The organism is Microbacterium sp. (assembly GCF_041641055.1).
In the GTDB taxonomy this organism is placed as follows: domain Bacteria; phylum Actinomycetota; class Actinomycetes; order Actinomycetales; family Microbacteriaceae; genus Microbacterium.
Genome location: NZ_JBEPZB010000014.1, coordinates 1 through 22,724, shown reverse-complemented (window position 1 = coordinate 22,724; position 22,724 = coordinate 1). Strand labels below are relative to the sequence as shown.

The following is a 22,724-nucleotide window of genomic DNA, read 5'->3' as shown; positions in this document are numbered from 1 at the left end:
GGCCCGATTCTGTGTTATCGTCCATCGCAACACAGAAACACTGATTCTGTGTAGACAGGAGATCGACATGGAAGACAAGATTCTTTTCGTCCGCGACACGGCTGCACGCCTCGGCCGAAGTGAGGCGCAACTGCGCTGGATGATCGCGCAGGGAACTGCACCGAAGCACGCGAAGATCGCGGGCCGAGTGTGTTTCCGCGAGTCGGACGTCGAGTGGTTCATCGCAAAGGCGTTCGAGGACGCTGAGGTACCGGCATGACCAAGAAGGAAGCCCCCGGCATGCAGGCCGAGGGCTTCGAGAACACACCCACCCCTGACCAGGAGAAGGAAATGAACGACACCAGCATGACAGAGACCACCGACAACTGCGAGGCCGTGAAGCGCCTGTTCGCCGAGATCGCGGAGTGCCCCGAGGGTCACTTCGTGATTCTGACGCTGGAGGATCCCTTCTTCCAGGACCCCCAGCCGGTTCGGGTCAAGCGGGCAGCCGAACTTGACGGCCTCGAGGTCGGCGAGTTCGTGCACCTCGCGCCGATCTTCGACGCTGACGGCCGGAAGCTCGACGAGCCTGGCGACGAATGGTGGAAAGCGGCGCTCGCTGATGTCGACTTCGACACCTGGCGGTCGTGGCGCATTACACCGAACGCCGCCCTTCGCCTGGGCGATGTCGTGGCGGTGTCGCTCGGCGAGTACCAGTTCGAGCGGACTCTGCTGGTCGACGGCGTCGAGGTCGCCGAGCTCATCACGCTCGACGAGATCAGGCGCCGGTCAGATGCGCAGAAGGATGCGTGGATCGCGGAGCACGCCGAAGCGATCGAAGCGGCGAGGCCCGCGGAGGCGACGTCGGTGGACGTCTGGGATTTCAACCCGAGGAGCAACGGTCAGGGGATCCTGTACGTGCGCGAGTTCGGGCCTGTGTCGCTGTCGTGGTCCGCAGATGTCGTCGACGGGGTCGTCAGCTTCCGGGCCGGCGTCGACGTCATGGTTCATGTCGGGACGACCAGCGAGGTCGTGCCGGGTGTCGACGAGATGCGCGAACTCGCGTCGGCGCTTATGGCCGCGATCCCCACGGTCGAGGCGGCGACAGCATGACCGCGCGCGATGAGCAGGAGACGACGGTCACTGCGATGCGGGATGACACGACCGTGTCGGTGTACACGTCGAACAGCGTGCATCTCCGGAAGCTCAAGAACCTCGCGAGCACTCGTGATTTCGTGCGTTTGGTGCGTGAGGTGGGGGACGGTGCCGAGTTCGTCATCGACGCTCCGTTCTTTCACCTGTTCTCGGCGATTCGCGGAAAGCGCACCCTCTCTGACGAAGCCAAGGCTGCGGGTGCTGCACGTCTCGCTGCATCCCGCGAGCTTCGCCGCTCCTCCGCCGTCGATGAGGCGTTGAGGGAGCGAGATGTCTGATGACGCTGTCCGCACGGAACTGGGCGTGGGCGGTCAACGTCGTCACGATCGACGGCGAGAAGCGTTCGGTGCTCCCGGCCGAGAAGCTGGTGCTGCTCTGCATCGCCGAGCTCGAGAACTCCGACGAGGGGTGCGCGTGGCCGTCGCAGAAGTACATTGCGGAGCGAACGGGGCTCAGCGAGAGGACGGTTCTGACGCATGTCGGAACGCTCACGATGCTCGGGGCTATCGAGAAACGACGGCATCGATCGAATCGAGGCAGGTGGGATCGGAACGTCTACTTCCTGAACGTGCCGCAGAAGTACCGGGATTCGGATCCGGAATGGATGTCGAAGCAGGGCTGACCGTGTCGAAGTTCCCGCAATCGTTGCGGGATTCTCAGCGGACAGGATGTCCGGTCACCACACGCAACCGTTGCGGGTCGCCAACCGCAACTGTCGCGCTCGCCATACGCAACCCTCGCGAGAACAACCCGCAATGGTTGCGCACTACCAGTGAGAGACCAGTCAGAAGTACCAGTGAGAGGGACAAGCCGCATGCTTCGCACGCGGCGCGATCGAATCCCATGACACGGACTGCTGAATGCACCAACCGGCATCCGTTGCCGGTTGGTCGATTCGCCGACACGGTGTCGGGGGAAGCGTCACCGCCGCACGATGCTGATTGCCAGCCAGGCTGCCCACGCAATCCACTGGCCGGGGTCCTCGGGTGCGCAGCAGAGCTCGGCGAGGGTCTGCGGGTCGGTGCTGGCGAGCCATTCGATGATGCGGGGGTAGCGGGCGGTCATGGTCGTGATACGCCGCAGGGTTTCAGTGGACCAAGGGTTTCGGTTGATAGCCATGACTCGCCTATGCGCGTGGTCCGTGAAACCATCAGTGCCGTCCTCGAAGGTGACGCGTGAGCGACTCGGTAGACGCCCGCACTCCTGAGCAGCGACTGCAGGACGAGGCGGCGCGTTGGCGGAAGACCCTGCGCGAGGAGCAGGCGCGGCACGCGGCCACGCGAACGGCTCTGCGCGACGCGAATCGTCTTCTGCTTCGTGCCGCGCTGCACGAGCGTCTCGCCGATCCGCGAGACTTCGACGTGTACGTCGGCATTGACTCCGTCACCGACGCCGGCGGACGGCTGGTGTGGCCGCGGGTGTTCTTGCTCGTCGACGCGCTCACCGCGGAACGCCCGCACCTCGCCACGCCGCGCCGACTCTGTGACGCCGATCCCGAGCCGAGTGCGCTACCTTGGCTTCCGTCGGAGCATCACCAGCGTGATAGCGCTCCACAGGAGCCCAGGGGGCATCCCGCGTCGGACCAGGGGTCGGCGGGCACGGATCGTACAGATCACGGAGACCCCCGATGACTATCAACAACCCTCCCGCCCCGCCGAAGCCGGCGCTCATCCCCACAGCCCTCCCCCTGCCCGCGCAGGAGCTCAAGCCCGCCGAAGTGCAGGCCCAGCTTGACGCCGCGAAGCAAGCCCACGCCGAGGCGGCTGCAGCGCTGGCGGCCGCTGCAGATCACTTCGACGCCGCAGAACGACAGCGCGAATATGCGCTGTCCGAGGAGCAGAAGCGTCGAGCGCTCGAGGAGGAGGCCCATGTCAACGAGATGCGTCGCGTTCTGCCGCAGACGGAAGACGACGCCGACCGCCACCGTCGACTGTTCCGCGAGGCGTGCGCGGAAGACCCAATCGACATGCAGCGCGTGCTCGAGGCGTTCACATGGTGGGGTCGATATCGAGAGACTGCGGCCCGGATGCGTCAGCAGATCCTTCTTCACGATTCGCAGGCGAGCCGAGAAGACTACGAGCTCTGGGTGCGCCGCGTCGCCGGATGGAACGAACTCATCAGATCGGTCACGTCGTGGCGAAAAGGCGGGGTCCTCCCCGGCGAGGACGACGATCCCGACGGCCTCGCGAAGGTCAACGCCCGGATCGTGGAAGAGTCACAGGCCGCGCCACGTCCACTGACCCGTGACGCCACGGATCTCAGCACACCCTGGATCGAGAACCTCGGACTACGCGACCCGCAAATGGCTGGAATCGACCAGGTGTTCGCGGTCCAGGATCACGCCCTCGACTTCGGTGATGCGTTCTCCGAAGCAGTCGATTCCGCAGCGAAGGATCACGCGCGCAACGTCCTGAGCAGCCTCCGGCAGCAGCGAGCGAACGGGGACAGCTGATGCACAACCCGTTCCCGCTCTCCACCGTCGGACAGCCGACGTTCCTTTCTGCCGCGCCGTCCGCGGAAGCGCTGTCAGAGTTCGTCGCTGCTGCGTCGGGCCGGCCGGTTGCTCCCGTGACTCCGGCAGTGCGCTTCATCGCCCGCAGGCTCCGCATCGACGTCGCCCGCGTGAAGGGAACCGGCGCCGCCGGACAGGTCACCATCGCAGACGTTCGCGCTGCAGCATCCGCCGAAGGGAGCCGATGATGGGCATGAGCCTGCCGTTCGGTGCGCCCCACGTGGATCCCGCCGACCTCGTCATCACGAAGGGCACCGCCGCGCTGACCGCGTTCAAGTCCGCTCGAGCGGCTCGCGCCACGGCCGCCGCACCACCTGAGCGCACGACGTATGCGACACCGGTGGTGCGGGGCCTTGCTCGCAAGCTCGGTGTCGACCTCGCCAAAGTGAAGGGCACCGGCACCGCTGGACGCATCACCCCCGGCGACGTACGCGCGGCCGTGCCCACCGCACCTGCGGCCCGCGCGCCTCGCCCCGCACCCGAAGACGCCTACCCGTCCTCGTGGAAACACACCAAGCCGCAGGAGACGAGCACCGCGAGCTTCGCGGCCCCGCATCGCGCGGGCACCGAAGACGCGTACCCCGCCCACTGGGACACATCCCCCATCGGCGACAGCACCCCAGCACCGGCACCCGGGGCCAAGGCAGCCGACCCTGCACCCCGCCCGGGGAAGCATGCAGGCACCGCCTACCCCGCGGACTGGGCGCTCTGAGATGTCCGTGCCGGCGATCGATGGGTTCGAAGCCGGCACCGGACGCGGGGAGGACCGGACACTGCACAGCAGACTCCCCGCAACCCCGAGGGGCCCCAGCCACGCTGAGGCCCCTCACCCATAACCACGACCCAAGGACACACCATGACCCGCACACGCGGCAGCGTCGCCCAGCGACAGCGCACCCAGTTCTTCGAGGAAGGGAAGCGAGAGAACGCACCGTGCTGGCTCTGCGACGGACCCATCGATTACACCGTCAAGCCGAGCAGCACCCACGACTCTCACAACCTCGACCACTACCACCCCGTCGCAACCCACCCACACCTGCAGAACGACCGCGACGGCTGGCGACACTCCCACGCATCCTGCAACAAGTCACGAGGCACACGCGCCCCCAGCAGGGGCCTCGGCGAGCCCGTCCCGGACTGGTGGTGAACAGATGACCATCAACGATCACCCCGCCCCCACCAAAATCCAGAGATCGGGCAGGGGACCCGACACAGCCCGGGGGAGTGTCGCTCTCTCCCCTAGCGATTCTCGCGCTTTTTCTACCACCCCTGACGATGCATATCGCCCATTTCTGCCGCGGAACGATGCGGATCGAGTTTCGGGCGAGTCGCACCGCGTCGCACCTCAGTCCGAGCGTCGCTCGCAGGTGGATCGGGATCTCCCGTGCTGATCACAGCCCACCCACCGTTCGCGTTAGCGGCGCACCGAGCCATGTCGTCGCTGACCGAGTTGGTGCGCTTCGTCGAAGACGACTCGTTCCCGGCCGTCACCCGCGCGTATGCGCTCTGCGTTGGGTACGGCTGGGCGAGCACACCGATGCGCTCGCTCGACCGGGAACGTTGGGTGAAGCTGTTCTCTCAGTTCGGGTTCATCACGAACCGACCGGACGTTGTTGGCGGACCGCAAGGTACCGTTCGGCTCTACCGTGCCGCTACAACGGAGTTCAAGCGCGGGCTGTCATGGAGTGACTCGAGGGAGTATGCCGAGCGGTACCTCGCCCGCAGACCCGAAGCCGGACCTCACCAACTTTACGCGTGCCTCGTGGAACCGGACTGGGTGCTGGCTGTGGTGCAACGCACCAGACGTGATGGGCGGGCCCGTGCAGTGGAGTGGATAGTTGATGTCCCGGCGCGCGCTTGCGTCGACATTGCGGTGGATGTTCCAGCATCGAAGGCGATCCTCGAGCGATGAAACAGAAGCGGCCCGGGTCCTCAGCGGGCCGCCTTGAGATCAAGCAGATCGCAGGTCGTCGGCTACCGTCTGGCGGAACGCGCGCGATGCATGCCCCTTCTCCTCCGACGATAAGTCGTGCTTCAGCGTCTCGAGCAGAGCCTTCGCAGCGGCCTGAACAGGGTCTGGCGCAGCGAGCTCCAGTGGGAGCATCGCGTGCACCACGCGTGCGATGGAGACGGCCACAGCCTTCCCGTCATCGGTAGCCTCAGCGCGATGGTGTTCGACCACTGCACCCCAGAAGTCGACGTAGATCTGTCGGCGGAGATCCCGGGACGCCTTCCTCTCGGCGAGCTTTTCAGCCCTGCCAGCCGTAGCTCTGGCGAGAGCCCAAGCGAGCAGAGCACCAGCGAGCGTAGCAACGGGGGCCGCCCACCAAGGCGATTCCGCAGTCATCCACCACGGGACGGGTTCAGCCGCCTGCATCACGTCCAAGATCATGCGATCACACTACCGACCGGATTCGCGCTATACGGGTGAGCGGAGGCGCAGGCGGCCACGTCATTTCGAGCGGCGTAGATCTCGGGTTGGCTGGCCGCGGCTTCGACGTGTTTCAGCACGCGCCGCCGGCTCGTGCGTCGGTTAGTCGAACGTGATCTGCCCACGCTTTCCCTTCGCGACCTGACCCGTCGCGAGGTAGATGACTGGTTGGGCTGCGGCCGGGTCGCTACCGCGAAACTCGGCTGCGACCTGGCTCGCGAGCACGAGGAAGGACACGCTGCTTCCCGCGTCGAGGACGTGCGGGAGAGAGGGCTGGGGCGGGAAGAGCGCGGGGACCGCGATGGTGAGCGCGTTCCCGCTCCCGTCGTTTTTCTCAATGGCCCACTGTGTGACCGTCACGGCGGCCGCGCCGCGGTTACGAGCGGTGATCTGCAGGTATGGCCCGGTCTTGCCGGTGTGGTCGATGAGCATCATCCCTGAGGTAGCCTCGGCGATCACTCGATGGGCGCCGCGAGTGCGCACGACTATCTGCCAGATGAGAGAGACGGTGCTTACGATCGCGGCGAGCGATGCGACGCAGAGGCCGATGATCGAGATCACGAAAGCGGGTAGCGCAAGCGGGTCGGGACTGGTCATACGGGAGAGACTAGCGACGGTGCCCTGGCGGACCGCCGATGCGGTCGAGTCGCCACGCGATTTGTCCACGAGGCTGTCCACAGAACGGGGCGCAAGTGTCTCGAGTCCTGATTATCGTGAGACGCACGGGAAAGCCCCGCGAGGATGGAGGCAGGACATGTCAGATGCGGACTACCACGTCGTTTACGACGGCGACAGCGAGCAATGGAAGGCGCAGCGTGCGGGAGCGCAACGCTCCTCCGGCAACTTCGATACCCAGGCCGACGCGATCGCTCGCGCGAATCAGCTGGCCAGCAACGCCGGCGGCGGTGAAGTGTCGATTCACAGGAAAGACAACGGTCAGATTCGCGACAAGAACACGATCGGCAAGGCGGATCCGTTTCCGCCTCGCGGCTAGCGGCGCATGAGGACCGGCGCCCATCCGACGCGGACAAGAAAACCCTAGGCGCATCAATGCCCTCGTGTCCGGATTCCTCCGGATGCGGGGGCATCGCCTGTACGCCGAACGGACACGCTCTATGGTGTGGGTCATGGCCACATTGCCGGAATGCGCGGTGCTGCGCTGCACGAACGAATCCGTCGCCAGCTTCCAGCACGGGGAGGCAGGCCACATTCGTGAGTGGCTCGTTTGTGGGGAGCACTCGCTGTGGCTGGGTGCCGGCCAGGCATGGGCCTTCGACGGTCACACGATTCTCATGGACGATGACATGCCCCCAACCGTCCACGGGCTCACGATCCACAATGACGGCGAGCCCGAGTTCACCGTCACCCTCGAGTACGGAACGTCCCTGGACGAGACAGAGTCACTCACGCTCCGCCTCCCGCCTTCAGCCCGCCGGCTACTTCACGCGGCATTGTCCAGTCGAGTCGACGACTGACCCACCCCGACCGAAAATCCAGCGTCAGCGGCGCTGAGGGGGACCACCACTGGGGGGGTGTTCCTCTCCCCCCCGCGCCGATTCCGCGAAATTCCAGGGGGGGGTCGCGCGCGAGGGCGCTCCCTGAACCCGTGATTATGCGGTTCTCGGGGATCGAAGGGCGTCTCGAACCTTGCTCGAGACGGGGGCGGGACGGGGATGAGGTTCGTATCTGCCCGATCGGGCAGATACGAACGGCGCTGTATGGAGTCACGAAAAAGTCACGGCGGTTAGGATATTCACAAGTTCAGGCCCTATGTTGGTTTCATGGCCGAAATCATTGATGGTTCCGTGATGGCCGAAGCCGTTGGAGTTACCTCCGCAGGCTACCTCGGAGGCGCAGACACGCTTCACTCGCTCAACGTGGTTGTGTACCCGGCCGAGCAGCGAGCGGTTGTCTGGGCGGGTCTTCGGGATACATCACTTGACGCACAGCTGAACGCTGTCGCTGCGTTCGTGGACGTCCGCGAGTGCTACTCGGACGAGCTTGAAGTCGAGCTTCGCTTCGGCGAGCCGGACGAGCCCGCGTCGGACCGTGCGACCGCCAAGGCGATGCAGCTTACCCGGTAGTCCTCGTGAGCGAGACCGTCGCCGCGGGCCACAAGGCGGAGCAAGCCAAGGCCTACACCACTGGTGTCCTGCTTGCACGCGGCGGGAACGAGTGGGCGACGGTGTGCTTCTTCTACTCGGCGTACCGCGCTGTTCGGTGCGCGTTCAATCGCGATCCACGACTCGACTCGGATGCCGCGGCCCGGGCCGTTGACTCGAACTTGAGTGCAGGGTCGCGGCATGTCAATTTTCACAACGGTCACCCGAACCGGGGGCCCGGAGTCAACGACGTGGTGCGGTATCTCTACCCGAAGATCTGGACGCAGTACGAGCTCCTGCACGCAAAGAGCGTCGAGGTCAGATACGGAACGGGCTTGATCGGGGTGACGGTCGATCAGACCCGTGAGCTGGCGGACGCGGTGATCGCTGAACTCGACGGGCGCGGTCTGCTCTGAGGAGGATGCACGATGTGCGCTCTCCTCGGGTGAGGAGGCACGTGAGTCCTCTACCGGGTCAGCGACGAGCGGCGCCGGCCCAGAACCCAGCGGCCGGCTTCGATGTCAACGCGAAGGCACAGCACTGCTCAAGGAGCGGGCATCCGCTGCAGATGCCCGCCAGCCTCTCGGCGTCCTCGGGGCTCACCCGGTCGGCGGTGAACTCCGGCATGCCGGCGCAACTCGGGGTCATGACGCGCAGTCGCTCCGTGAGTTCGTAGTACTCCGCACCGCCCTTGAGGGGCTTCATGTCCGCGAGCGGGTCGACCTTCCGCTCAGGAGTGTCGCTCTCCGGTTCTGTGCGCCCGTCTGACGCACGTTCCGGGTCCTCCTGGTGTCGGGTAGCCAGGCGCTCTTTCGTGTACCGAAACCGTTCGGGGACTGCGAGGTCCTCGCCCTCCTCGGCCATGCGCTTCCGCAGCCGGTAGAAGTGCACGGGCGAGGCCTGCAGAGTGTCGCGGAACCACTTCTGCAGCACGGCGAGCTCGACGACTCGGACGCGTTGACCGTCACGCTTCGCCCAGCGCATCGGCATTCCCTCGCGGGCCCATCTCCGCACCGTGCGATCGTTGCGACCGATCCGCTTCCCAGCCTCGGCGTACGTGAGCCACTGCTCCGACTCAGCCACGGCCCCCCCCCAGTCCGCAGAAAGTCCGCAAAACACTCGATTCGCACCGTTCACGACCATCGCTCCCCATCACCCAGATGCCCGGAATCACGCGGATCTCGGCGTCCGTCAGTGCTGACCAATCACGCGCGAATAGTACGAGCTGTACTTCGGCGTCTGACGCCTGCAGATCGACACGAGAGCCCGTCACGGTCAGCCGTGACGGGCTCTCGGTCGTTCCGGATGCCGCCGGCTAGTCCTCAGCCGAGACGGCGTTCCCCCAGACCCAACACCGGAACGTCTTCTCCCCCGCCCGGAACTCGATGCCGGCGGCGAGCGGTGTCGACCGCACCACCTTCGCGTCGACGCGGAGCGCTTCCGGGCCGAATCGCACCCAGGCGCGCACCCGTCGCTGAGCCGCGTGCGGATAGACGGTCACCGGGGTCTCGCGCAACGCCAGCTCGCGATGGGTCAGCGACTGCAACGGCCCGGATCTCGCCGCGGCGAGCACGGCGCTGTCCTGCGCCTGCCTGTCGTAGTACGGAGCCAACCGCTTGCTCGACCCCATCCGGCACCCTTTCCCCGGCCTCCGTCCAGGGTAGCAAGAATCGAACATCTGTTCTATCCGCCATGCGGATCATGCCCGCACCGCGGCACCGCCTGCCGCCACCGTCGACCTCTCCCGCATGACCGCCTCGTCATCGAGCCAGTTCGGTGCCCAGTTGCGCAGGAACACGATGTACACGATGAGCGAGACGGCGATGATCACGGTGACGTAGGTGATGAACAGCGGCACCTGATCCGCGCCCACCGCGCCGGCGTACAGCAGCGGTGCCGTACCCCCGAAGACCGAGTTGGCCAGGGCATATCCGAAGCCGAGTCCGAGCGCGCGGATGTGCGTCGGGAAGAGCTGCGCTTTGACGACGGCGTTGATCGAGGTGTACCCGGTGAGGATCACGAAGCCGCCGACCAGGATCGCATACGCGGCGATCGGGTTGTCCTGGCTGGGAAGAGCGGTGAGCAGGAACCAGGTGTACAGGACTCCCCCGACGCCGAAGAACACCAGCAGGGTCTTGCGCCCGACGATGTCGGACAGCCATCCTCCGAGCGGCTGCAACAGCATCAGCGTGGTGAGGGCGATCAGGTTGATGATCGTGCCGGCGAGCACATCGCCACCCGCGAAGGCCTCTTTGATGATGTTCGGGCCCGTGACGGAATAGGTGTAGAACGCGACGGTGCCTCCCATGGTGACCGCGAAGCACAGCAGAAGCGGACGCCACTGACGGGTCAGGAGTTCGCGCATCGAGCCGCTGGTGCGTCGGCGGCCGGTCTTCGCCTCGTCGATCGCCTCCGGCCGGAGGGACTCGTCCATGGTGCGTCGCAACCAGAACACCGACACGGCCGCGACGCCGCCGATGGCGAACGCCACGCGCCACCCCCAGGCGGAGATCGCCTCGTCGGAGAGGGTGAGCACCATGATCAGCAGCGTCAGCTGGGCGAGGACGTGCCCGCCGACCAGAGTCACGTAGTGGAAGGACGACAGGAACCCGCGGCGACCGGGCATCGCCGCTTCGGACATGTACGTCGCGCTGGTTCCGTACTCGCCACCTGTCGCGAAGCCCTGCAGCAGGCGCGCGAACACCAGCAGCACGACGGCGCCGGCGCCGATGGAGCCGGCGGTCGGCGCGCAGGCCACGATCAACGAGCAGAGCGCCATGAGGGAGACGGAGACCGTCAGTGCCCTCCGGCGACCGTGCCGGTCGGCGAACCGGCCGAAGAACCACGACCCGAGCGGACGCATCAGGAACGTGACGGCGAAGATGCCCCAGATGTAGATCGTCGAGTTCTTGTCGTCCGGGGCGAAGAACTGCGATTCGAAGTAGGTCGCGAACACGGAGTAGACATAGACGTCGTACCACTCCACGAGGTTGCCCGCGGAGCCCTTCAAGGTGTTGGAGACAGACCTTCGCAGGCTGGTCGGGATGGTTGTCGTCGTTGACATGGGTATCCGATCGGTGGGGAAGCTGCACGACTCTCGTCGTGCTCGCACTGTCTGTGTGCGCGACGACATTCTGACCGCCCGACCGCCGTCGCCGGGAGGATCCTTACACTCCGCTTACATTCATCTCGCGTCATCGCGCGGGAGGCGACGCTCGTCCGTCGAGGTCGCGCGAACCTGTGTCACGATGAGGGCATGCGTGTGCTCGTCGCCGAAGACGATCGCTCGGTGGCGGCCGCTCTCGTGTCGGTTCTCACCCGGGCCGGTCATGTGTGCACGAGCGTCGCTCGCGGCAGCGATGTGCTCCTCCTGCACAAAGAGGCCGACGTGGTGCTTCTCGATCTCGGCCTGGACGATGCGGACGGATTGGACGTGCTCCGGCAGCTGCGCAAGGTGAGCGGCGTCCCGGTGATGATCATCACGGCGCGCAGCGACGAGCGCTCCACCGTGCGCGGCCTGACCCTCGGCGCCGACGACTATCTGGTCAAGCCCGTCCGGCTCCACGAGCTGCTCGCTCGGCTCGGAGCGGTCACGCGTCGATATGGCGCTCCCTCGGAGATCGACGACATCGACGTCGGCCGCATCCGCATCGACGTCCCGGCGCACCGTGTGCTCGATTCCGACGTCGAGATCTCGCTCACCCCGACCGAGTTCGATCTCCTCGTGTCGCTCGCGCGTCGCGTCGGGCGCGCTGTGGGGCGTCAGCAGATCCTCGACGAGGTGTGGGGGGATGCCTACGCGGCGAAATCGCGGTCTTTCGACGTGCATATGGCGCAGCTCCGCCAGAAGCTGCCGGCGCTCAGGATCACGACGATCCGAGGATTCGGCTATCGGCTCGAGAGCTCGACATGAGGGCGCGCGTCCTGCTGCCCCTGCTGCTGTTCGGGCTGATCGCGGTGCTGGCCGTCCTCCTCCCCGTCGCGATCGGGATCGCGGAGTCGCGTACCCAGCAGCTCGCGCTGCAACGCGCCGACTCGATGGATCAGATCGTCCAGCGCGTGCAGACCGCCCTCGCCCAGGGCACCGACGACGCGCTCGACGAGTACCTCGACCGCTTCCACCGCACCTACGGCGAATCGGTGCTCGTCGTCGACGACGTCGGACAGGTGATCGCCGGTGCCGGCGATCTCGACATGGACGACGAGATCGCAGCTCTGGTGCTCGCCGCCGCGCGCACGGTCCCCCAGTGGTCGGTCGCGACGGTCCAGCCCTGGAGCCCAGACACCTCGCTCGTCGCCGAGTCCTTCACCGCCACCAGCGACACGACGGCCGGTGCAGTGGTCCTCGCGATCGATCTCGCCGACGCGAAGGGGGACGTCACGCGAGGATGGACGACCGTCGCGATCCTGGGCGCACTCATCCTCGCTGCGTTGATGACCGCGTCGCTCTACTGGACGCACTGGGTCCTCACGCCGGTGCGCGCACTCGACACGGCGGTCAGGGCGCTCGCCGCACACCGCGAGCATGAACCCGTCAGACCGACCGGTCCTCCCGAGCTGCGCCGGCTGAACCTCGCGTTCCAGGCGATGGCCGATGGGGTGGAGAGCGCGCTCGAACAGCAGCGAGGTTTCGTCGCCGACGCCTCTCACCAGCTTCGGAACCCGCTTGCAGCGATCCGGCTGCGCATCGACTCGCTTCCGGTCGACGGCGGTGACGGCACCGAGCTCGCGGCGGTCGAGCGCGATCTGGACCGTCTCGAGAACATCGTCGACCGGATGCTCGCGCTCGCCCACGCCGAGCATCGCGCCACCGCACGGGCGCAGGGTCGCGAGGCGGCATCTGCCGACCCGATCCTCCGCGACTGCCTCATCTCCGCCGACATCCTCGTCGAGCCGCATCGGGACGCGCTGCGATCCGCCGGGATCGTCGTCACCGCCGACGAGACCCCTGTCCGGGTCCCCTGCAGTCAGGCAGACCTCGAGGAGATCGTCGAGATACTGCTCGACAACGCGGCGAAGTACGCCGGATCCGGTTCCGAGGTCTGGCTGTCACTGAGCGAGTCCGCCGAGCAGGTGGTCCTCGAGGTCGCCGATTCCGGAAGCGGCCTCGACGACTCGGACCTGGCGAGCATCGGCACCCGCTTCTGGCGCTCGGTCTCGCACGGATCCTCCCCGGGTACAGGTCTGGGCGTGGCGATCGTCCTGCAACTCGCGCACGCCAATGACGCCCGTCCCGAGCTCGACCGTGCACCGCAGGGCGGGCTGCGGGTGCGATTGGCATGGGCGCGACCATGACCACCATCACACGGCGCCGACTCCTCCTCGGCTTGGCCTCGACAGCCCTCCTCGCTCTCGCAGGCTGCACGCCTCCCGCCCTCCCGTCTCTCAGGATGGGCTGCGGGGAGAGCGGCGGGAGCTACCTGCAATTCGGCAGGCTCCTGCAGAGGTCTCTCCGTCGTCACGACATCGACCTGCAGCCCCTGGTCACGGAGGGCAGCGTCGAGAACCTCGACCGCCTCGCCGACCGCACGGCCGACGTCGCGATCGTGCTCGCCGACTCCGCAGCGGAGGCTCCCGCCGGGCTCGTCGCCCTGGGGCGCGTCTACCAGAACTATCTGCAGTGCGTCGTCCGCAGGGATGGGGACGTGCGCACGCTCGCCGACCTCTCGGGCCGGAAGGTATCCATCGGCGCGCCGCGATCGGGCACCGCCGTCACGGCGCGACGCGTGCTCGCCGCGGTCCGCGCGCTCGCCGACACCGAGCCCGCCGAGATCGTCGAGCTCACTCTGAGTGAGGCCGTGGCCGCGCTCGAGAACCGTGAGGTCGACGCCTTCTTCTGGTCGGGCGGCATCCCCACCCCCCAGATCGAGCAGGTGAGCGCCACGACCGCGGTGAGGCTGCTCGACCCCACGCCCGTCCTGCCCTCCCTCGATGCCGACTTCCCGAACCTCTACGTGTCGACCTCCGTGCCCGCGGGGGTCTACGGCGCGCCGGACCGGTCTCCCACCGTGGGGATCTCGAACCTGCTGCTCGCGCGAGCGGATCTCCCCGACCACCTCGCCGAGACGATCGTCGACGCCCTGATCGACGACGCGCGCCGACTCGTGCCGCCGGACTCCGTCGGCGTGCAGTACCTGACGCTCTCGAACCTCATCGACACGGCGACACTCCCCCTGCATCCTGCCGCGGAGCGTCGGTACCGACAGCGCTACGGATGACGGATCGGAGCGCCCTCACACACCGGACGATGCGCGACCGACTTCGAGATCGAGCATCCACTCGTTCATCGTCAGGTCAGCGCCACGGAACTGCGCGGTGACGGTACCGACCAGCTCGAAGCCGCGACGACGACAGACTCCGTTGGAGCCCGGGTTCGTGACCGAAGGGAATGCGGTCAGGAACCGGCGTCCGTCGCGGTGCGCTCGCGCATCGTCGACGAGCAGCCCGAGGGCTCGAGAGGCCACTCCGCGACCCTGTGCGTCGGGCAGGACGAACCACCCGGCTTCGAGAGCAGGCTCCGAGCGCCACTCGGTGTGCCAGAAACCGATCGAGCCCAGCCGCCGTCCCCCGTCTTCGATCACGAACATCCGAGCCTCCCCCGCCTCCCAGAGCCGCAGGTACCGGGCGTTGCGTTCGTCGATCTGCTGCTCGTCCTCCACCCCGTTCAGGTGCGCCGTCATCTCGGGGGTGTTCGCCGCGCGAAGCAGATCGAGGTCGTCGCGTGCCCAACGACGAAGGGTGAGGGTCTCCATCGACGAAGGATCTCACCGGTCACCGACATCGCCCACGCAGATCAGCGCGCACGCCCACCGTGTCGCGCTTGCTTTCACCCTGCACGACTGGTCAACTGAGGGGTCCGACCTGATCCCGTGGGAGTCCGCAATGCGCCGCAAACTCGAGAAGCCGCAGTCGAAGAGGGTGCACACCTCGGAGACGCCTCCGGCACAGCCGAAGACGGCGGCCGCGGCCATCGCCCGCATCAACCCCTTCACCTTCGGTCTGCTCGGAGCGCTCGGCGTGCTCGTCGCCCTGCTGCTGGGCGGCATCGTCAATCAGCTGGCGACGGTCCTGGTGTACATCGGGGTCGCGCTCTTCCTGGCCCTCGGCCTCGACCCGATCGTCGCGTTCATCGAGCGGCGGCTCCCCCGCCCTGCGGCGGTCGCCATCGTCGTCCTGGTCGTGGTCCTCGCATTCGCCGGGATCATCCTGGCGATCGTCCCGCTCCTCGTCGAGCAGATCGGGAATCTGATCGAGGACGGCCCGCAGATGGTCAAGGACTTCATGGCCAGCGCCTGGTTCAAGGACGTGAGCGCGCAGTTCGGCGACACCTTCGATGACGCGGCGCAGGGCGTGCTGAGCTTCGTCCAGGACCCGGGGAACATCCTCAACATCAGCGGCGGCTTCCTGGCCGTGGGCGCCGGCATCGCGGGCGGATTCACCGGCGTCACGATCGTGCTCATCCTGACCCTCTACTTCATGGCCTCGCTGCGCAGCATGAAGCGCGTCGCCACCCGGTTCGTCCCCTACTACCAGCGGGACACGTTCAGCGGTCTGCTCGAAGACGTCTCGGGAGCCGTCGGCCGCTACGTCATGGGGCAGGCCAGCCTCGCGCTCGTCAACGGGATCCTGAGTCTGATCGTGCTGAGCATCATCGGCGCACCGGTGCCCGCTCTGCTGGCGCTGATCGCCTTCATCGGGTCGATGATCCCGCTGGTCGGCACGCTGAGCGCCTCCATCATCAACTCGGTCATCTGCCTCATCGTGAGCCCGGTGACCGCCCTGATCACGTTCGGCTACTACCTCGTCTACATGCAGATCGAGGCATACGTCCTGTCTCCGCGCATCATGAACAAGGCCGTGGCCGTTCCCGGCGCTCTCGTGGTCATCGCCGCGGTGGCCGGCGGTGCACTGGGCGGCATCCTCGGCGCGCTGGTCGCGATCCCGGTCGCCGCCAGCGTCATCATCATCGTGCAGAAGGTCGTCTTCCCCACTCAGGACAGCAAGGTCGTGCCGCCGGGAACCCTCAGCGAACGGTGAGCGCCCCGGGCTGGACCCGCACGGTGAAGTCGGAGACGTGTCCGACCTCTTCACCGTCGATCTCGAACATCTGCGGCGACGCCAGCTCGACGCGCACACGTTCAGCGGAGACGTGCGTCGTCGATTCGGTGCTCACGGCGGTGTCGACATTGCCCATCATGCGGCGGATGCCGTTCTCCCAGACGAAGGCACGGACGGTGTCGAGCCACTGGAGGGGGCCCTCCGCACTCACGAGCAGCATGTCGAGCAGTCCGTCGTCGAGCACCGCATCCGGCAGGAGACGGATGCCGCCCTGGAGCATGCCGCAGTTGCCGATCAGCATGGTGTGACCGCGAAGACCCTGCGGCTCCTGGTCGTCGAGCGTGAGGGTGATGTCGGTCATCTCGGTGCCGGCGAGAGCACGTCCCATCGCCTCGACGTATGCGATCCATCCCGCCCGGTTCTTCAGGTCTTCGTCGGTCTCCACCAGCATCTGCGCGTCGATGCCGAAGCCGACCATCACCACGAACGCATGCTCGGTGCCGTCGTGGTCGACCCAGCCCATGTCGATCCGCTGCGGCTTGCCGTCGCGCACCCGAACCAGCGCGGCGGGAATGTCGTTCAGGGGGATCTCGAGGTTCCGCGCGAGCAGGTTGCCCGTGCCCTGCGGCACGATGCCCAGCGCGGAGTCCGTGCCCGCCAACGATTCAGCGATCGCCCGGACGGTGCCGTCGCCGCCGACGGCGATCACCACATCGCATCCTGCCGTCACGGCCTCGGCGGCCATTCCACGCCCCGGGTCCTCGATGCTGGTCTCCCACCACTCGGACTCCGTCGCAGGGAAGACCTCGGCCACGGCATCGCGCAGCGCCGCCCCATCGAGTTTGGAGGGGTTCCAGATCACACCGAGCTTCGAGATCGCCATGCGCTCAGCCTGGGTGACGGGCGCAGAAAACGCAAAACGGCGCGCCAGCGCCCGGGGGCCTAGCCGTAGAAGAGCTGTTCGAACGCTCGGCGTGCCCGCCTGGTCACCCCGAGATAGTCGTCGTCGAGGACGCTCGCCGAGCGGTCCGGATAGCCGAGCAGTCGCCCGATCGCATCCAGGTCGCGGGGGTCGGTCGGCAGAACGTCGCTGGTCTTGCCGGTGAACAGGGTGATCGCGGATCGCAGTCGGCTCGACAGCAGCCAGGCCTCGCGCAGCAGGTCGGCCGACTCCGACGGCACGAAGCCCGCCGTGACCGCGGCGTCGAGCGCCGTGAGCGTCGACGTCGTCCGCAGCTCCGGCACCTCGTGGGCATGCTGCAGCTGCAGCAGCTGCACCAGCCACTCGACGTCGCTCAGTGTCCCCGGCCCGAGCTTCAGATGCCGCCTCGGATCGACACCCTGCGGAAGGCGTTCGCCCTCGACCCTCGCCTTGATCCGCTTGATCTCGCGCGTGCCCTGGAGATCGATCTCGGCCGGGTAGCGGATGCTGTCGGCCAGCCGGGTGAACTTCTCGATGAGGGTCGTGCTGCCCGCCACTCCCCGCGCCCGCAGCAGCGCCTGCGCCTCCCAGGAGAGGGACCAGCGGCGGTAGTACTCGGCGTAGGCGTCGATCGAGCGCACCACGGGTCCGTTGCGACCCTCCGGGCGCAGGTCGGCATCGAGGTCGAGCGGTACCCGGTGATCGGTGAGGTGCTCCCGGAGCCCGGCGACGATCTTGGTCGCGAGGGCCTGGGCGCGCTGCGGGTCGACGCCGTTGGCGTCGTAGACATAGAGGATGTCGGCATCGGATCCGAAGCCGAGCTCCGCACCGCCGAAGCGTCCCATGCCGATCACTGCGAAGTCGAGGGCGTCGTCCTCGGCGGGGACGATCTCGCGCCGCACCGCACGCAGAGCCGACTGGATCGTCGCATCCGTGATCTCGGTGAGGGACGTGGCGATCTGCTCGATCGAGAGCACGTCCAGCACCCCGCCCATCGCGGTCCGCAGGAGCTCCCGACGCCGCAGCGCACGGACGGCCTGCAGCGCGTCGCCCACGTTGCGATGGCGCGTCTGGATCGCCCGCGCCTCCTCGTCGAGCGCCGCACCGCTGCGCGGGCGCAGCAGATCGCTGCTGTCGAGCCAGGCGACGGACTCGGGAATCCACTCCATCAGCTCCCCCACGTACCGCGATGACGACAGCAGGCGGGTCAGGCTCTCGGCCGCGCCCGAGGAGTCACGCAGCATCCGCAGGAACCAGGGCGTGTCGCCGAGCCTCTCACTGATGCGTCGGAAGGCGATCAGCGCATAATCGGGGTCGCTGCCGTCGGCGAACCAGCGCACCATCACGGGCATGAGGTGCCGCTGGATGGTCGCCTTGCGGCTGAGTCCCGTCGTGAGCGCTCCGATGTGACGGAGCGCGCCGGCCGGATCGCGGAAACCGATCGCCATCAGCCGGTCGTGCGCCTGCTCGGTCGACAGCGTCCGCTCCTCCTCGGGAAGAGAGGCGACCGCGCTCAGCAGCGGGCGGTAGAACAGCCGCGTGTGGATGTCGCGGACCTCGCGGCGCACGCTCTCCCAGCGAGACCAGATCGCCTCCCCCGAGTCACCGAGCCCCGTGCTGCGGGCGAGTACACGGAGCCCTGCGGGTGTGCGCGGCATGAGATGGGTGCGGCTGAGATCTGTGAGCTGCAGGCGGTGCTCCATCAGCCGCAGGACGCAGTAGTCGTCGGCGAAGGACGCGGCCTCGGCCCGCCCGATGTAGCCGCCTTCGACGAGCGCGTCCAGACTCTCCAGGGTGCCGCGCGTGCGCAGCCGCGGGTCGGTCAGCCCGTGTACGAGCTGCAGGAGCTGCACGGTGAACTCGATGTCCCGCAGCCCGCCCGAGCCGAGCTTGATCTGATACGGCGCATCCTCGGGGTCGATGTGCTCCATGACCCGTTCGCGCATCCGCTGCACGCTGTCGACGAAGTTCTCTCTGGCCGCACTCGAGAAGACCTTCGGCTGCAGCGCCGTGATGTAGGCCGCCCCGAGCTCCGGATCGCCGGCGAGCGGACGCGCCTTGAGCAGGGCCTGGAACTCCCAGCTCTTCGCCCAGCGGTCGTAATACGCGAGGTGGGAGCCGAGGGAGCGCACCAGCGCTCCCTGCTTGCCCTCCGGTCGCAGTGCCGCATCGACCTCCCACAGCGGCGGCTCGACCTCGATCCCGCTCAGTGCGCGCATCGTCTCCCTGGCGAGACGTGTGGCGATGTCGATCGCCCGCGCCTCCGAGACGACTTCTTCGTCCATCGTGCCGCCGACGAAGATGACGTCGACGTCGCTGACGTAGTTCAGCTCCCGGGCACCGGCCTTGCCCATGCCGATCACGGCGAGCTGGGTGGCGGCGACCTGGTCGCGGCTCATCGTGTCAGTGAGCCGGCGGCGGGCGATCGCGAGCGCCGCCTCGAGCGCGGCGCCGGCGATGTCGGCCAGGGCTGCGGCGACGTCGCCGACGATGCGGACCGGATTGTGGGCGGTCAGGTCGATCGCCGCGATCTCGGCGAGGTTGCGGCGATACGCCACGCGCAGGGTAACCACCGCGGCATCATCACTCGACTCGGCGAAACCGTCGACGGCTCCCACCGCGTCGAGCATGCGACGACGCAGCACGTCGGCGGACGGGAGGTCCGTCGACACGTCGCCGAGCACGGAGATCTGATCCGGATGCCGCAGGAAGAAGTCCGCCAAGCCGTGGGACGCCCCGAACACCCGCCAGACCCGTCTGCGTGCCCGTGCATCGGCGAACACCGCCGCGAGCGGCGCCGGGTCTCGCCGCGCCACGCGCAGCATCCCCTCGACGGCCGCATCCGGATCGGCGGCGTCCGCCTCACTCAGCAGCAACGAGCGCTCGACGCCGATCAGGGTCGCGAGCTCGGTGAGGTTCTCCGCCGCCTCACTGAGCTCTGCGAAGCCCAGCCTGGCCAGCGCGGAGAGTGAGACGGAATCGTCCGAACGGGCCATGCGCGACGCTCAGAGAAGCTCGAGGTTGTTCTTCAGCTCCAGCGGCGTGACCTGGCCACGGTAGGCCTCCCACTCCTTGCGCTTGTTCAGCAGCACGTAGTTGAAGACCGACTCGCCCAGCGTCTCCGCCACGAGCTCGGAGCTCTCCATGTACTCGAGCGCATGGTCGAGGCTCGCGGGCAGCGCCGAATAGCCGAGTGCACGTCGCTCCGCGTCACTGAGCGACCACACGTTGTCCTCGGCCTCGGGCGGCAGCTCGTACTCCTCCTCGATGCCCTTGAGGCCGGCGGCCAGCATGAGCGCGTACGCGAGGTACGGGTTGGCCGCGGAGTCGAGCGCGCGGTACTCCACGCGCGACGAACCGCCCTTGTTGGGCTTGTACATCGGAACACGCACGAGCGCCGAGCGGTTGTTGTGGCCCCAGGTCACGAAGCTGGGCGCCTCGTCGCCGCCCCAGAGACGCTTGTACGAGTTGACGAACTGGTTCGTGACCGCCGCCATCTCGTTCGCGTGCTTGAGCAGACCGGCGATGAAGTGGCGCCCGGTCTTGGAGAGCTGGTACTTCGCGCCCTCCTCGTAGAACGCGTTGCGCTCGCCCTCGAAGAGCGACATGTGCGTGTGCATCCCGCTTCCCGGGTGCCCGCTCAGCGGCTTGGGCATGAACGTCGCATAGACGCCCTGCTCGATCGCGACCTCCTTGATGACCGTGCGGAAGGTCATCACGTTGTCCGCCATCGTCAGCGCGTCCGCGTACCGCAGGTCGATCTCGTTCTGGCCGGGACCGCCCTCGTGGTGGCTGAACTCGACCGAGATGCCGAGGTCCTCGAGCATCCGCACCGAACGACGACGGAAGTCGTGCGCCGTGCCGCCGGGGACGTTGTCGAAGTATCCGGCCGAGTCGACCGGAACCGGACCCTCAGGGCCGAAGGACGAGGACTTCAGCAGGTAGAACTCGATCTCTGGATGCGTGTAGAAGGTGAATCCGGCGTCTGCGGCCTTCGCGAGGGTGCGCTTGAGCACGTGACGCGGGTCGGAGACGGCCGGACGGCCGTCCGGCGTCGTGATGTCGCAGAACATGCGAGCCGTGGGGTCGATCTCGCCGCGCCACGGGAGGGTCTGGAACGTGGTGGGGTCGGGCTGCGCGAGCAGATCGGACTCGTAGCTGCGGGTGAGGCCCTCGATGGCGGAGCCGTCGAAGCCGATGCCCTCGGCGAACGCGCCCTCGACCTCGGCCGGCGCGATCGCGACGGACTTGAGAGTCCCGATGACATCGGTGAACCACAGGCGGACGAACTTGACGCCGCGCTCTTCGATCGTCCGGAGGACGAAATCCCTCTGCTTGTCCATCGTCACTCTGCGCCCTTGCGTGTTCCGGCGTCCCAGCCGTTCTCGGCCGCTTCCTCTTCGGCCCAGGCGCGCGAGCGCTCCTGCAGCTTCTGCGGCGCGTGCGCGGCCTCCGCCTCGGTGTCGAAGGGTCCCACACGGTCGACCGACGGCGACAGCATGCCGAACTCCACCTGTCCGGTCTCCAGGTTGTACCAGTACTTCTCATCGCCGTTCGACATGGCAGATCCCCTTCATCACGTGGTGTCATCGATCCTACTGGCGTGGGGCGCGGTCGCTAAGCTAGCGACCATGGCAAAAGCGATCGGCGTCGACATCGGCGGCACGGGAATCAAGGCAGGCATCGTCGACCTCGAGCACGGCATCATGGCCTCGGACAGGGTGCGCGTACCCACTCCTGAGGGCGCGTCCCCGCAGGATGTCCTGCAGGCCGTGCAGACGGTCCTCAAGACCCTCGACGTCCACGACTCGACTCTGCCGCTCGGCGTCGCCTTCCCGGCGATCGTCAAGCGCGGCAAGACCCTCTCCGCGGCCAACGTCTCGAAGGAATGGCTCGACTTCGACGCCGAGCGGTTCTTCCGCGACGGGCTCGGCCGCAACATCGTCTTCGTGAACGATGCGGATGCCGCCGGCGTCGCCGAGGCCCGCCACGGTGCAGCGCGGGACGTGCGCGGCTTCACGCTGCTCACCACGCTCGGCACGGGCATCGGCTCGGCGTTCCTGTACGACGGCGTGCTGCTGCCGAACACCGAACTCGGTCACCTGAACTTCGGCGAGTACGAGTCGGTCGAGACGTTCGCTGCGACCTCGGCACGCGAACGCGAGGGGCTCAGCTGGTCCGAGTGGGCGGAGCGTCTGCAGAAGTTCTACTCGCACATCGAGTTCCTGTTCAGCCCCGACCTGTTCGTGGTCGGCGGCGGCGTGTCGAAGAACGCCGGGGACTTCCTCCCCCTGCTCGATCTCAAGACGCCGATCGTCCCGGCGATCCACCGCAACAACTCGGGCATCATCGGCGCCGCGTCGCTCGCCGGCGACTGACCTCCACTCCTCCGGACACGAGAAGGCCCCGCTGGATCAGCGGGGCCTTCTGCACGTCGAGGCGAATGGGCCGACCTGTACGCCGGGTTCTGTTCCGGGGTTCTTCGCCCCTTCGACGGCCATCTCTCTCGGCGACACGTTGCCGTGGCACTCTAGCGGTCTACCCGAGGACTCGGCGAGCCGCGTC

General features: G+C 67.2%; 31 protein-coding genes. 19 read left to right on the top strand and 12 right to left on the bottom strand.

Annotated features, from left to right (window positions below):
- The first annotated feature begins 67 nt into the window (after nucleotides 1–67).
- The 4 genes from ACESK8_RS10490 to ACESK8_RS10475 are packed head-to-tail and all read left to right on the top strand — an operon-like array spanning nucleotide 68 to nucleotide 1,756.
- The gene (locus ACESK8_RS10490) at nucleotides 68–259 is read left to right on the top strand and encodes a helix-turn-helix transcriptional regulator (protein ID WP_372968542.1); all 192 of its coding nucleotides are present in this window, start codon (nucleotides 68–70) and stop codon (nucleotides 257–259) included.
- On the top strand, nucleotides 256–1,092 hold the full coding sequence (locus ACESK8_RS10485) for a hypothetical protein (protein WP_372968541.1): 837 nt from the start codon (nucleotides 256–258) through the stop codon (nucleotides 1,090–1,092). The genes ACESK8_RS10490 and ACESK8_RS10485 overlap by 4 nt, the downstream gene beginning before the upstream one ends.
- A complete protein-coding gene (locus tag ACESK8_RS10480) occupies nucleotides 1,089–1,412 on the top strand; it encodes a hypothetical protein (RefSeq protein WP_372968540.1) in 324 nt (107 codons plus the stop codon). Before ACESK8_RS10485 ends, ACESK8_RS10480 begins: the two co-directional genes overlap by 4 nt.
- Nucleotides 1,412–1,756, top strand: a complete 345-nt coding sequence (locus ACESK8_RS10475) for a helix-turn-helix domain-containing protein (RefSeq protein ID WP_372968539.1) — start codon at nucleotides 1,412–1,414, stop codon at nucleotides 1,754–1,756. The genes ACESK8_RS10480 and ACESK8_RS10475 overlap by 1 nt, the downstream gene beginning before the upstream one ends.
- A gap of 299 nt (nucleotides 1,757–2,055) precedes the next feature.
- Here the strand turns inward: ACESK8_RS10475 and ACESK8_RS10470 are convergent, their stop codons facing one another.
- Nucleotides 2,056–2,253 (bottom strand): hypothetical protein, encoded by a 198-nt coding sequence (locus ACESK8_RS10470; RefSeq protein ID WP_372968538.1) that lies wholly within the window; start codon nucleotides 2,251–2,253, stop codon nucleotides 2,056–2,058.
- Nucleotides 2,254–2,309: 56 nt separating this feature from the next.
- On the opposite strand from ACESK8_RS10470, the gene ACESK8_RS10465 reads away from it, so the two are divergent.
- Entirely contained in the window at nucleotides 2,310–2,765 is a 456-nt protein-coding gene (locus ACESK8_RS10465) for a hypothetical protein (RefSeq protein WP_372968537.1), read from the top strand.
- Here ACESK8_RS10465 and ACESK8_RS10460 read toward each other — a convergent pair.
- Nucleotides 2,747–3,184 (bottom strand): hypothetical protein, encoded by a 438-nt coding sequence (locus tag ACESK8_RS10460; RefSeq protein ID WP_372968536.1) that lies wholly within the window; start codon nucleotides 3,182–3,184, stop codon nucleotides 2,747–2,749. The genes ACESK8_RS10465 and ACESK8_RS10460 overlap by 19 nt on opposite strands.
- Here ACESK8_RS10460 and ACESK8_RS10455 point away from each other — a divergent pair.
- The 5 genes from ACESK8_RS10455 to ACESK8_RS10435 all read left to right on the top strand — a co-directional run bounded on the left by ACESK8_RS10455 (nucleotide 3,161) and on the right by ACESK8_RS10435 (nucleotide 5,558).
- Complete coding sequence (locus ACESK8_RS10455) at nucleotides 3,161–3,586, top strand: hypothetical protein (protein WP_372968535.1); 426 nt, start codon at nucleotides 3,161–3,163, stop codon at nucleotides 3,584–3,586. The genes ACESK8_RS10460 and ACESK8_RS10455 overlap by 24 nt on opposite strands.
- Nucleotides 3,586–3,834, top strand: a complete 249-nt coding sequence (locus ACESK8_RS10450; RefSeq protein WP_372968534.1) for an E3 binding domain-containing protein — start codon at nucleotides 3,586–3,588, stop codon at nucleotides 3,832–3,834. Before ACESK8_RS10455 ends, ACESK8_RS10450 begins: the two co-directional genes overlap by 1 nt.
- A 5-nt stretch (nucleotides 3,835–3,839) precedes the next feature.
- On the top strand, nucleotides 3,840–4,358 hold the full coding sequence (locus ACESK8_RS10445) for an E3 binding domain-containing protein (protein WP_372968533.1): 519 nt from the start codon (nucleotides 3,840–3,842) through the stop codon (nucleotides 4,356–4,358).
- A 144-nt stretch (nucleotides 4,359–4,502) separates the two neighbouring features.
- Nucleotides 4,503–4,793, top strand: coding sequence for a hypothetical protein (locus tag ACESK8_RS10440; RefSeq protein WP_372968532.1), 291 nt, complete (start codon nucleotides 4,503–4,505; stop codon nucleotides 4,791–4,793).
- 237 nt (nucleotides 4,794–5,030) lie between these two features.
- Entirely contained in the window at nucleotides 5,031–5,558 is a 528-nt protein-coding gene (locus ACESK8_RS10435; protein ID WP_372968531.1) for a hypothetical protein, read from the top strand.
- A gap of 39 nt (nucleotides 5,559–5,597) precedes the next feature.
- Here ACESK8_RS10435 and ACESK8_RS10430 read toward each other — a convergent pair whose 3' ends face one another.
- Both ACESK8_RS10430 and ACESK8_RS10425 read right to left on the bottom strand, forming a co-directional pair.
- Nucleotides 5,598–6,038 (bottom strand): hypothetical protein, encoded by a 441-nt coding sequence (locus ACESK8_RS10430; RefSeq protein ID WP_372968530.1) that lies wholly within the window; start codon nucleotides 6,036–6,038, stop codon nucleotides 5,598–5,600.
- 141 nt (nucleotides 6,039–6,179) lie between these two features.
- Nucleotides 6,180–6,674 (bottom strand): hypothetical protein, encoded by a 495-nt coding sequence (locus tag ACESK8_RS10425; protein ID WP_372968529.1) that lies wholly within the window; start codon nucleotides 6,672–6,674, stop codon nucleotides 6,180–6,182.
- A 157-nt stretch (nucleotides 6,675–6,831) separates the two neighbouring features.
- Here ACESK8_RS10425 and ACESK8_RS10420 point away from each other — a divergent pair, with 157 nt between their 5' ends.
- From ACESK8_RS10420 to ACESK8_RS10405, 4 genes are all read left to right on the top strand, one after another.
- Nucleotides 6,832–7,071 (top strand): DUF2188 domain-containing protein, encoded by a 240-nt coding sequence (locus ACESK8_RS10420; RefSeq protein WP_372968528.1) that lies wholly within the window; start codon nucleotides 6,832–6,834, stop codon nucleotides 7,069–7,071.
- Nucleotides 7,072–7,204: 133 nt separating this feature from the next.
- Complete coding sequence (locus tag ACESK8_RS10415) at nucleotides 7,205–7,552, top strand: hypothetical protein (protein WP_372968527.1); 348 nt, start codon at nucleotides 7,205–7,207, stop codon at nucleotides 7,550–7,552.
- A 306-nt stretch (nucleotides 7,553–7,858) separates the two neighbouring features.
- Nucleotides 7,859–8,161 (top strand): hypothetical protein, encoded by a 303-nt coding sequence (locus tag ACESK8_RS10410; RefSeq protein ID WP_372968526.1) that lies wholly within the window; start codon nucleotides 7,859–7,861, stop codon nucleotides 8,159–8,161.
- Between the two features lie 5 nt (nucleotides 8,162–8,166).
- Nucleotides 8,167–8,595 (top strand): hypothetical protein, encoded by a 429-nt coding sequence (locus ACESK8_RS10405; RefSeq protein WP_372968525.1) that lies wholly within the window; start codon nucleotides 8,167–8,169, stop codon nucleotides 8,593–8,595.
- Between the two features lie 58 nt (nucleotides 8,596–8,653).
- On the opposite strand, the gene ACESK8_RS10400 is transcribed toward ACESK8_RS10405, so the two are convergent.
- The 3 genes from ACESK8_RS10400 to ACESK8_RS10390 form a co-directional block, all read right to left on the bottom strand.
- Nucleotides 8,654–9,262 carry a WhiB family transcriptional regulator gene (locus ACESK8_RS10400; protein ID WP_372968524.1) on the bottom strand — a complete coding sequence of 203 codons (609 nt, stop codon included), beginning with the start codon at nucleotides 9,260–9,262 and terminating at the stop codon, nucleotides 8,654–8,656.
- A 232-nt stretch (nucleotides 9,263–9,494) separates the two neighbouring features.
- Entirely contained in the window at nucleotides 9,495–9,809 is a 315-nt protein-coding gene (locus ACESK8_RS10395) for a hypothetical protein (RefSeq protein ID WP_372968523.1), read from the bottom strand.
- 69 nt (nucleotides 9,810–9,878) lie between these two features.
- A complete protein-coding gene (locus tag ACESK8_RS10390; RefSeq protein WP_372968522.1) occupies nucleotides 9,879–11,243 on the bottom strand; it encodes an MFS transporter in 1,365 nt (454 codons plus the stop codon).
- A 192-nt stretch (nucleotides 11,244–11,435) separates the two neighbouring features.
- Between ACESK8_RS10390 and ACESK8_RS10385 the strand changes: the two genes are divergently transcribed.
- The 3 genes from ACESK8_RS10385 to ACESK8_RS10375 are packed head-to-tail and all read left to right on the top strand — an operon-like array spanning nucleotide 11,436 to nucleotide 14,397.
- Nucleotides 11,436–12,092 (top strand): response regulator transcription factor, encoded by a 657-nt coding sequence (locus ACESK8_RS10385; protein ID WP_372968521.1) that lies wholly within the window; start codon nucleotides 11,436–11,438, stop codon nucleotides 12,090–12,092.
- A complete protein-coding gene (locus ACESK8_RS10380) occupies nucleotides 12,089–13,474 on the top strand; it encodes a sensor histidine kinase (protein ID WP_372968520.1) in 1,386 nt (461 codons plus the stop codon). The genes ACESK8_RS10385 and ACESK8_RS10380 overlap by 4 nt, the downstream gene beginning before the upstream one ends.
- Complete coding sequence (locus tag ACESK8_RS10375; protein WP_372968519.1) at nucleotides 13,471–14,397, top strand: TAXI family TRAP transporter solute-binding subunit; 927 nt, start codon at nucleotides 13,471–13,473, stop codon at nucleotides 14,395–14,397. The genes ACESK8_RS10380 and ACESK8_RS10375 overlap by 4 nt, the downstream gene beginning before the upstream one ends.
- A 15-nt stretch (nucleotides 14,398–14,412) precedes the next feature.
- On the opposite strand, the gene ACESK8_RS10370 is transcribed toward ACESK8_RS10375, so the two are convergent.
- Nucleotides 14,413–14,931, bottom strand: a complete 519-nt coding sequence (locus ACESK8_RS10370) for a GNAT family N-acetyltransferase (RefSeq protein ID WP_372968518.1) — start codon at nucleotides 14,929–14,931, stop codon at nucleotides 14,413–14,415.
- Between the two features lie 130 nt (nucleotides 14,932–15,061).
- Here ACESK8_RS10370 and ACESK8_RS10365 point away from each other — a divergent pair, with 130 nt between their 5' ends.
- A complete protein-coding gene (locus ACESK8_RS10365; RefSeq protein ID WP_372968517.1) occupies nucleotides 15,062–16,216 on the top strand; it encodes an AI-2E family transporter in 1,155 nt (384 codons plus the stop codon).
- Here the strand turns inward: ACESK8_RS10365 and ACESK8_RS10360 are convergent.
- The 4 genes from ACESK8_RS10360 to ACESK8_RS10345 are packed head-to-tail and all read right to left on the bottom strand — an operon-like array spanning nucleotide 16,203 to nucleotide 21,720.
- Nucleotides 16,203–17,120, bottom strand: a complete 918-nt coding sequence (locus tag ACESK8_RS10360; protein WP_372968516.1) for a diacylglycerol kinase family protein — start codon at nucleotides 17,118–17,120, stop codon at nucleotides 16,203–16,205. The genes ACESK8_RS10365 and ACESK8_RS10360 overlap by 14 nt on opposite strands.
- A gap of 59 nt (nucleotides 17,121–17,179) precedes the next feature.
- On the bottom strand, nucleotides 17,180–20,155 hold the full coding sequence (locus ACESK8_RS10355) for a bifunctional [glutamine synthetase] adenylyltransferase/[glutamine synthetase]-adenylyl-L-tyrosine phosphorylase (RefSeq protein WP_372968515.1): 2,976 nt from the start codon (nucleotides 20,153–20,155) through the stop codon (nucleotides 17,180–17,182).
- 9 nt (nucleotides 20,156–20,164) lie between these two features.
- Complete coding sequence (gene glnA / locus ACESK8_RS10350) at nucleotides 20,165–21,502, bottom strand: type I glutamate--ammonia ligase (RefSeq protein ID WP_060928178.1); 1,338 nt, start codon at nucleotides 21,500–21,502, stop codon at nucleotides 20,165–20,167.
- A gap of 2 nt (nucleotides 21,503–21,504) precedes the next feature.
- Entirely contained in the window at nucleotides 21,505–21,720 is a 216-nt protein-coding gene (locus ACESK8_RS10345; RefSeq protein ID WP_060928179.1) for a hypothetical protein, read from the bottom strand.
- 70 nt (nucleotides 21,721–21,790) lie between these two features.
- Between ACESK8_RS10345 and ppgK the strand changes: the two genes are divergently transcribed.
- A complete protein-coding gene (gene ppgK / locus ACESK8_RS10340; protein WP_372968514.1) occupies nucleotides 21,791–22,537 on the top strand; it encodes a polyphosphate--glucose phosphotransferase in 747 nt (248 codons plus the stop codon).
- The last annotated feature ends 187 nt before the right edge of the window (nucleotides 22,538–22,724 follow it).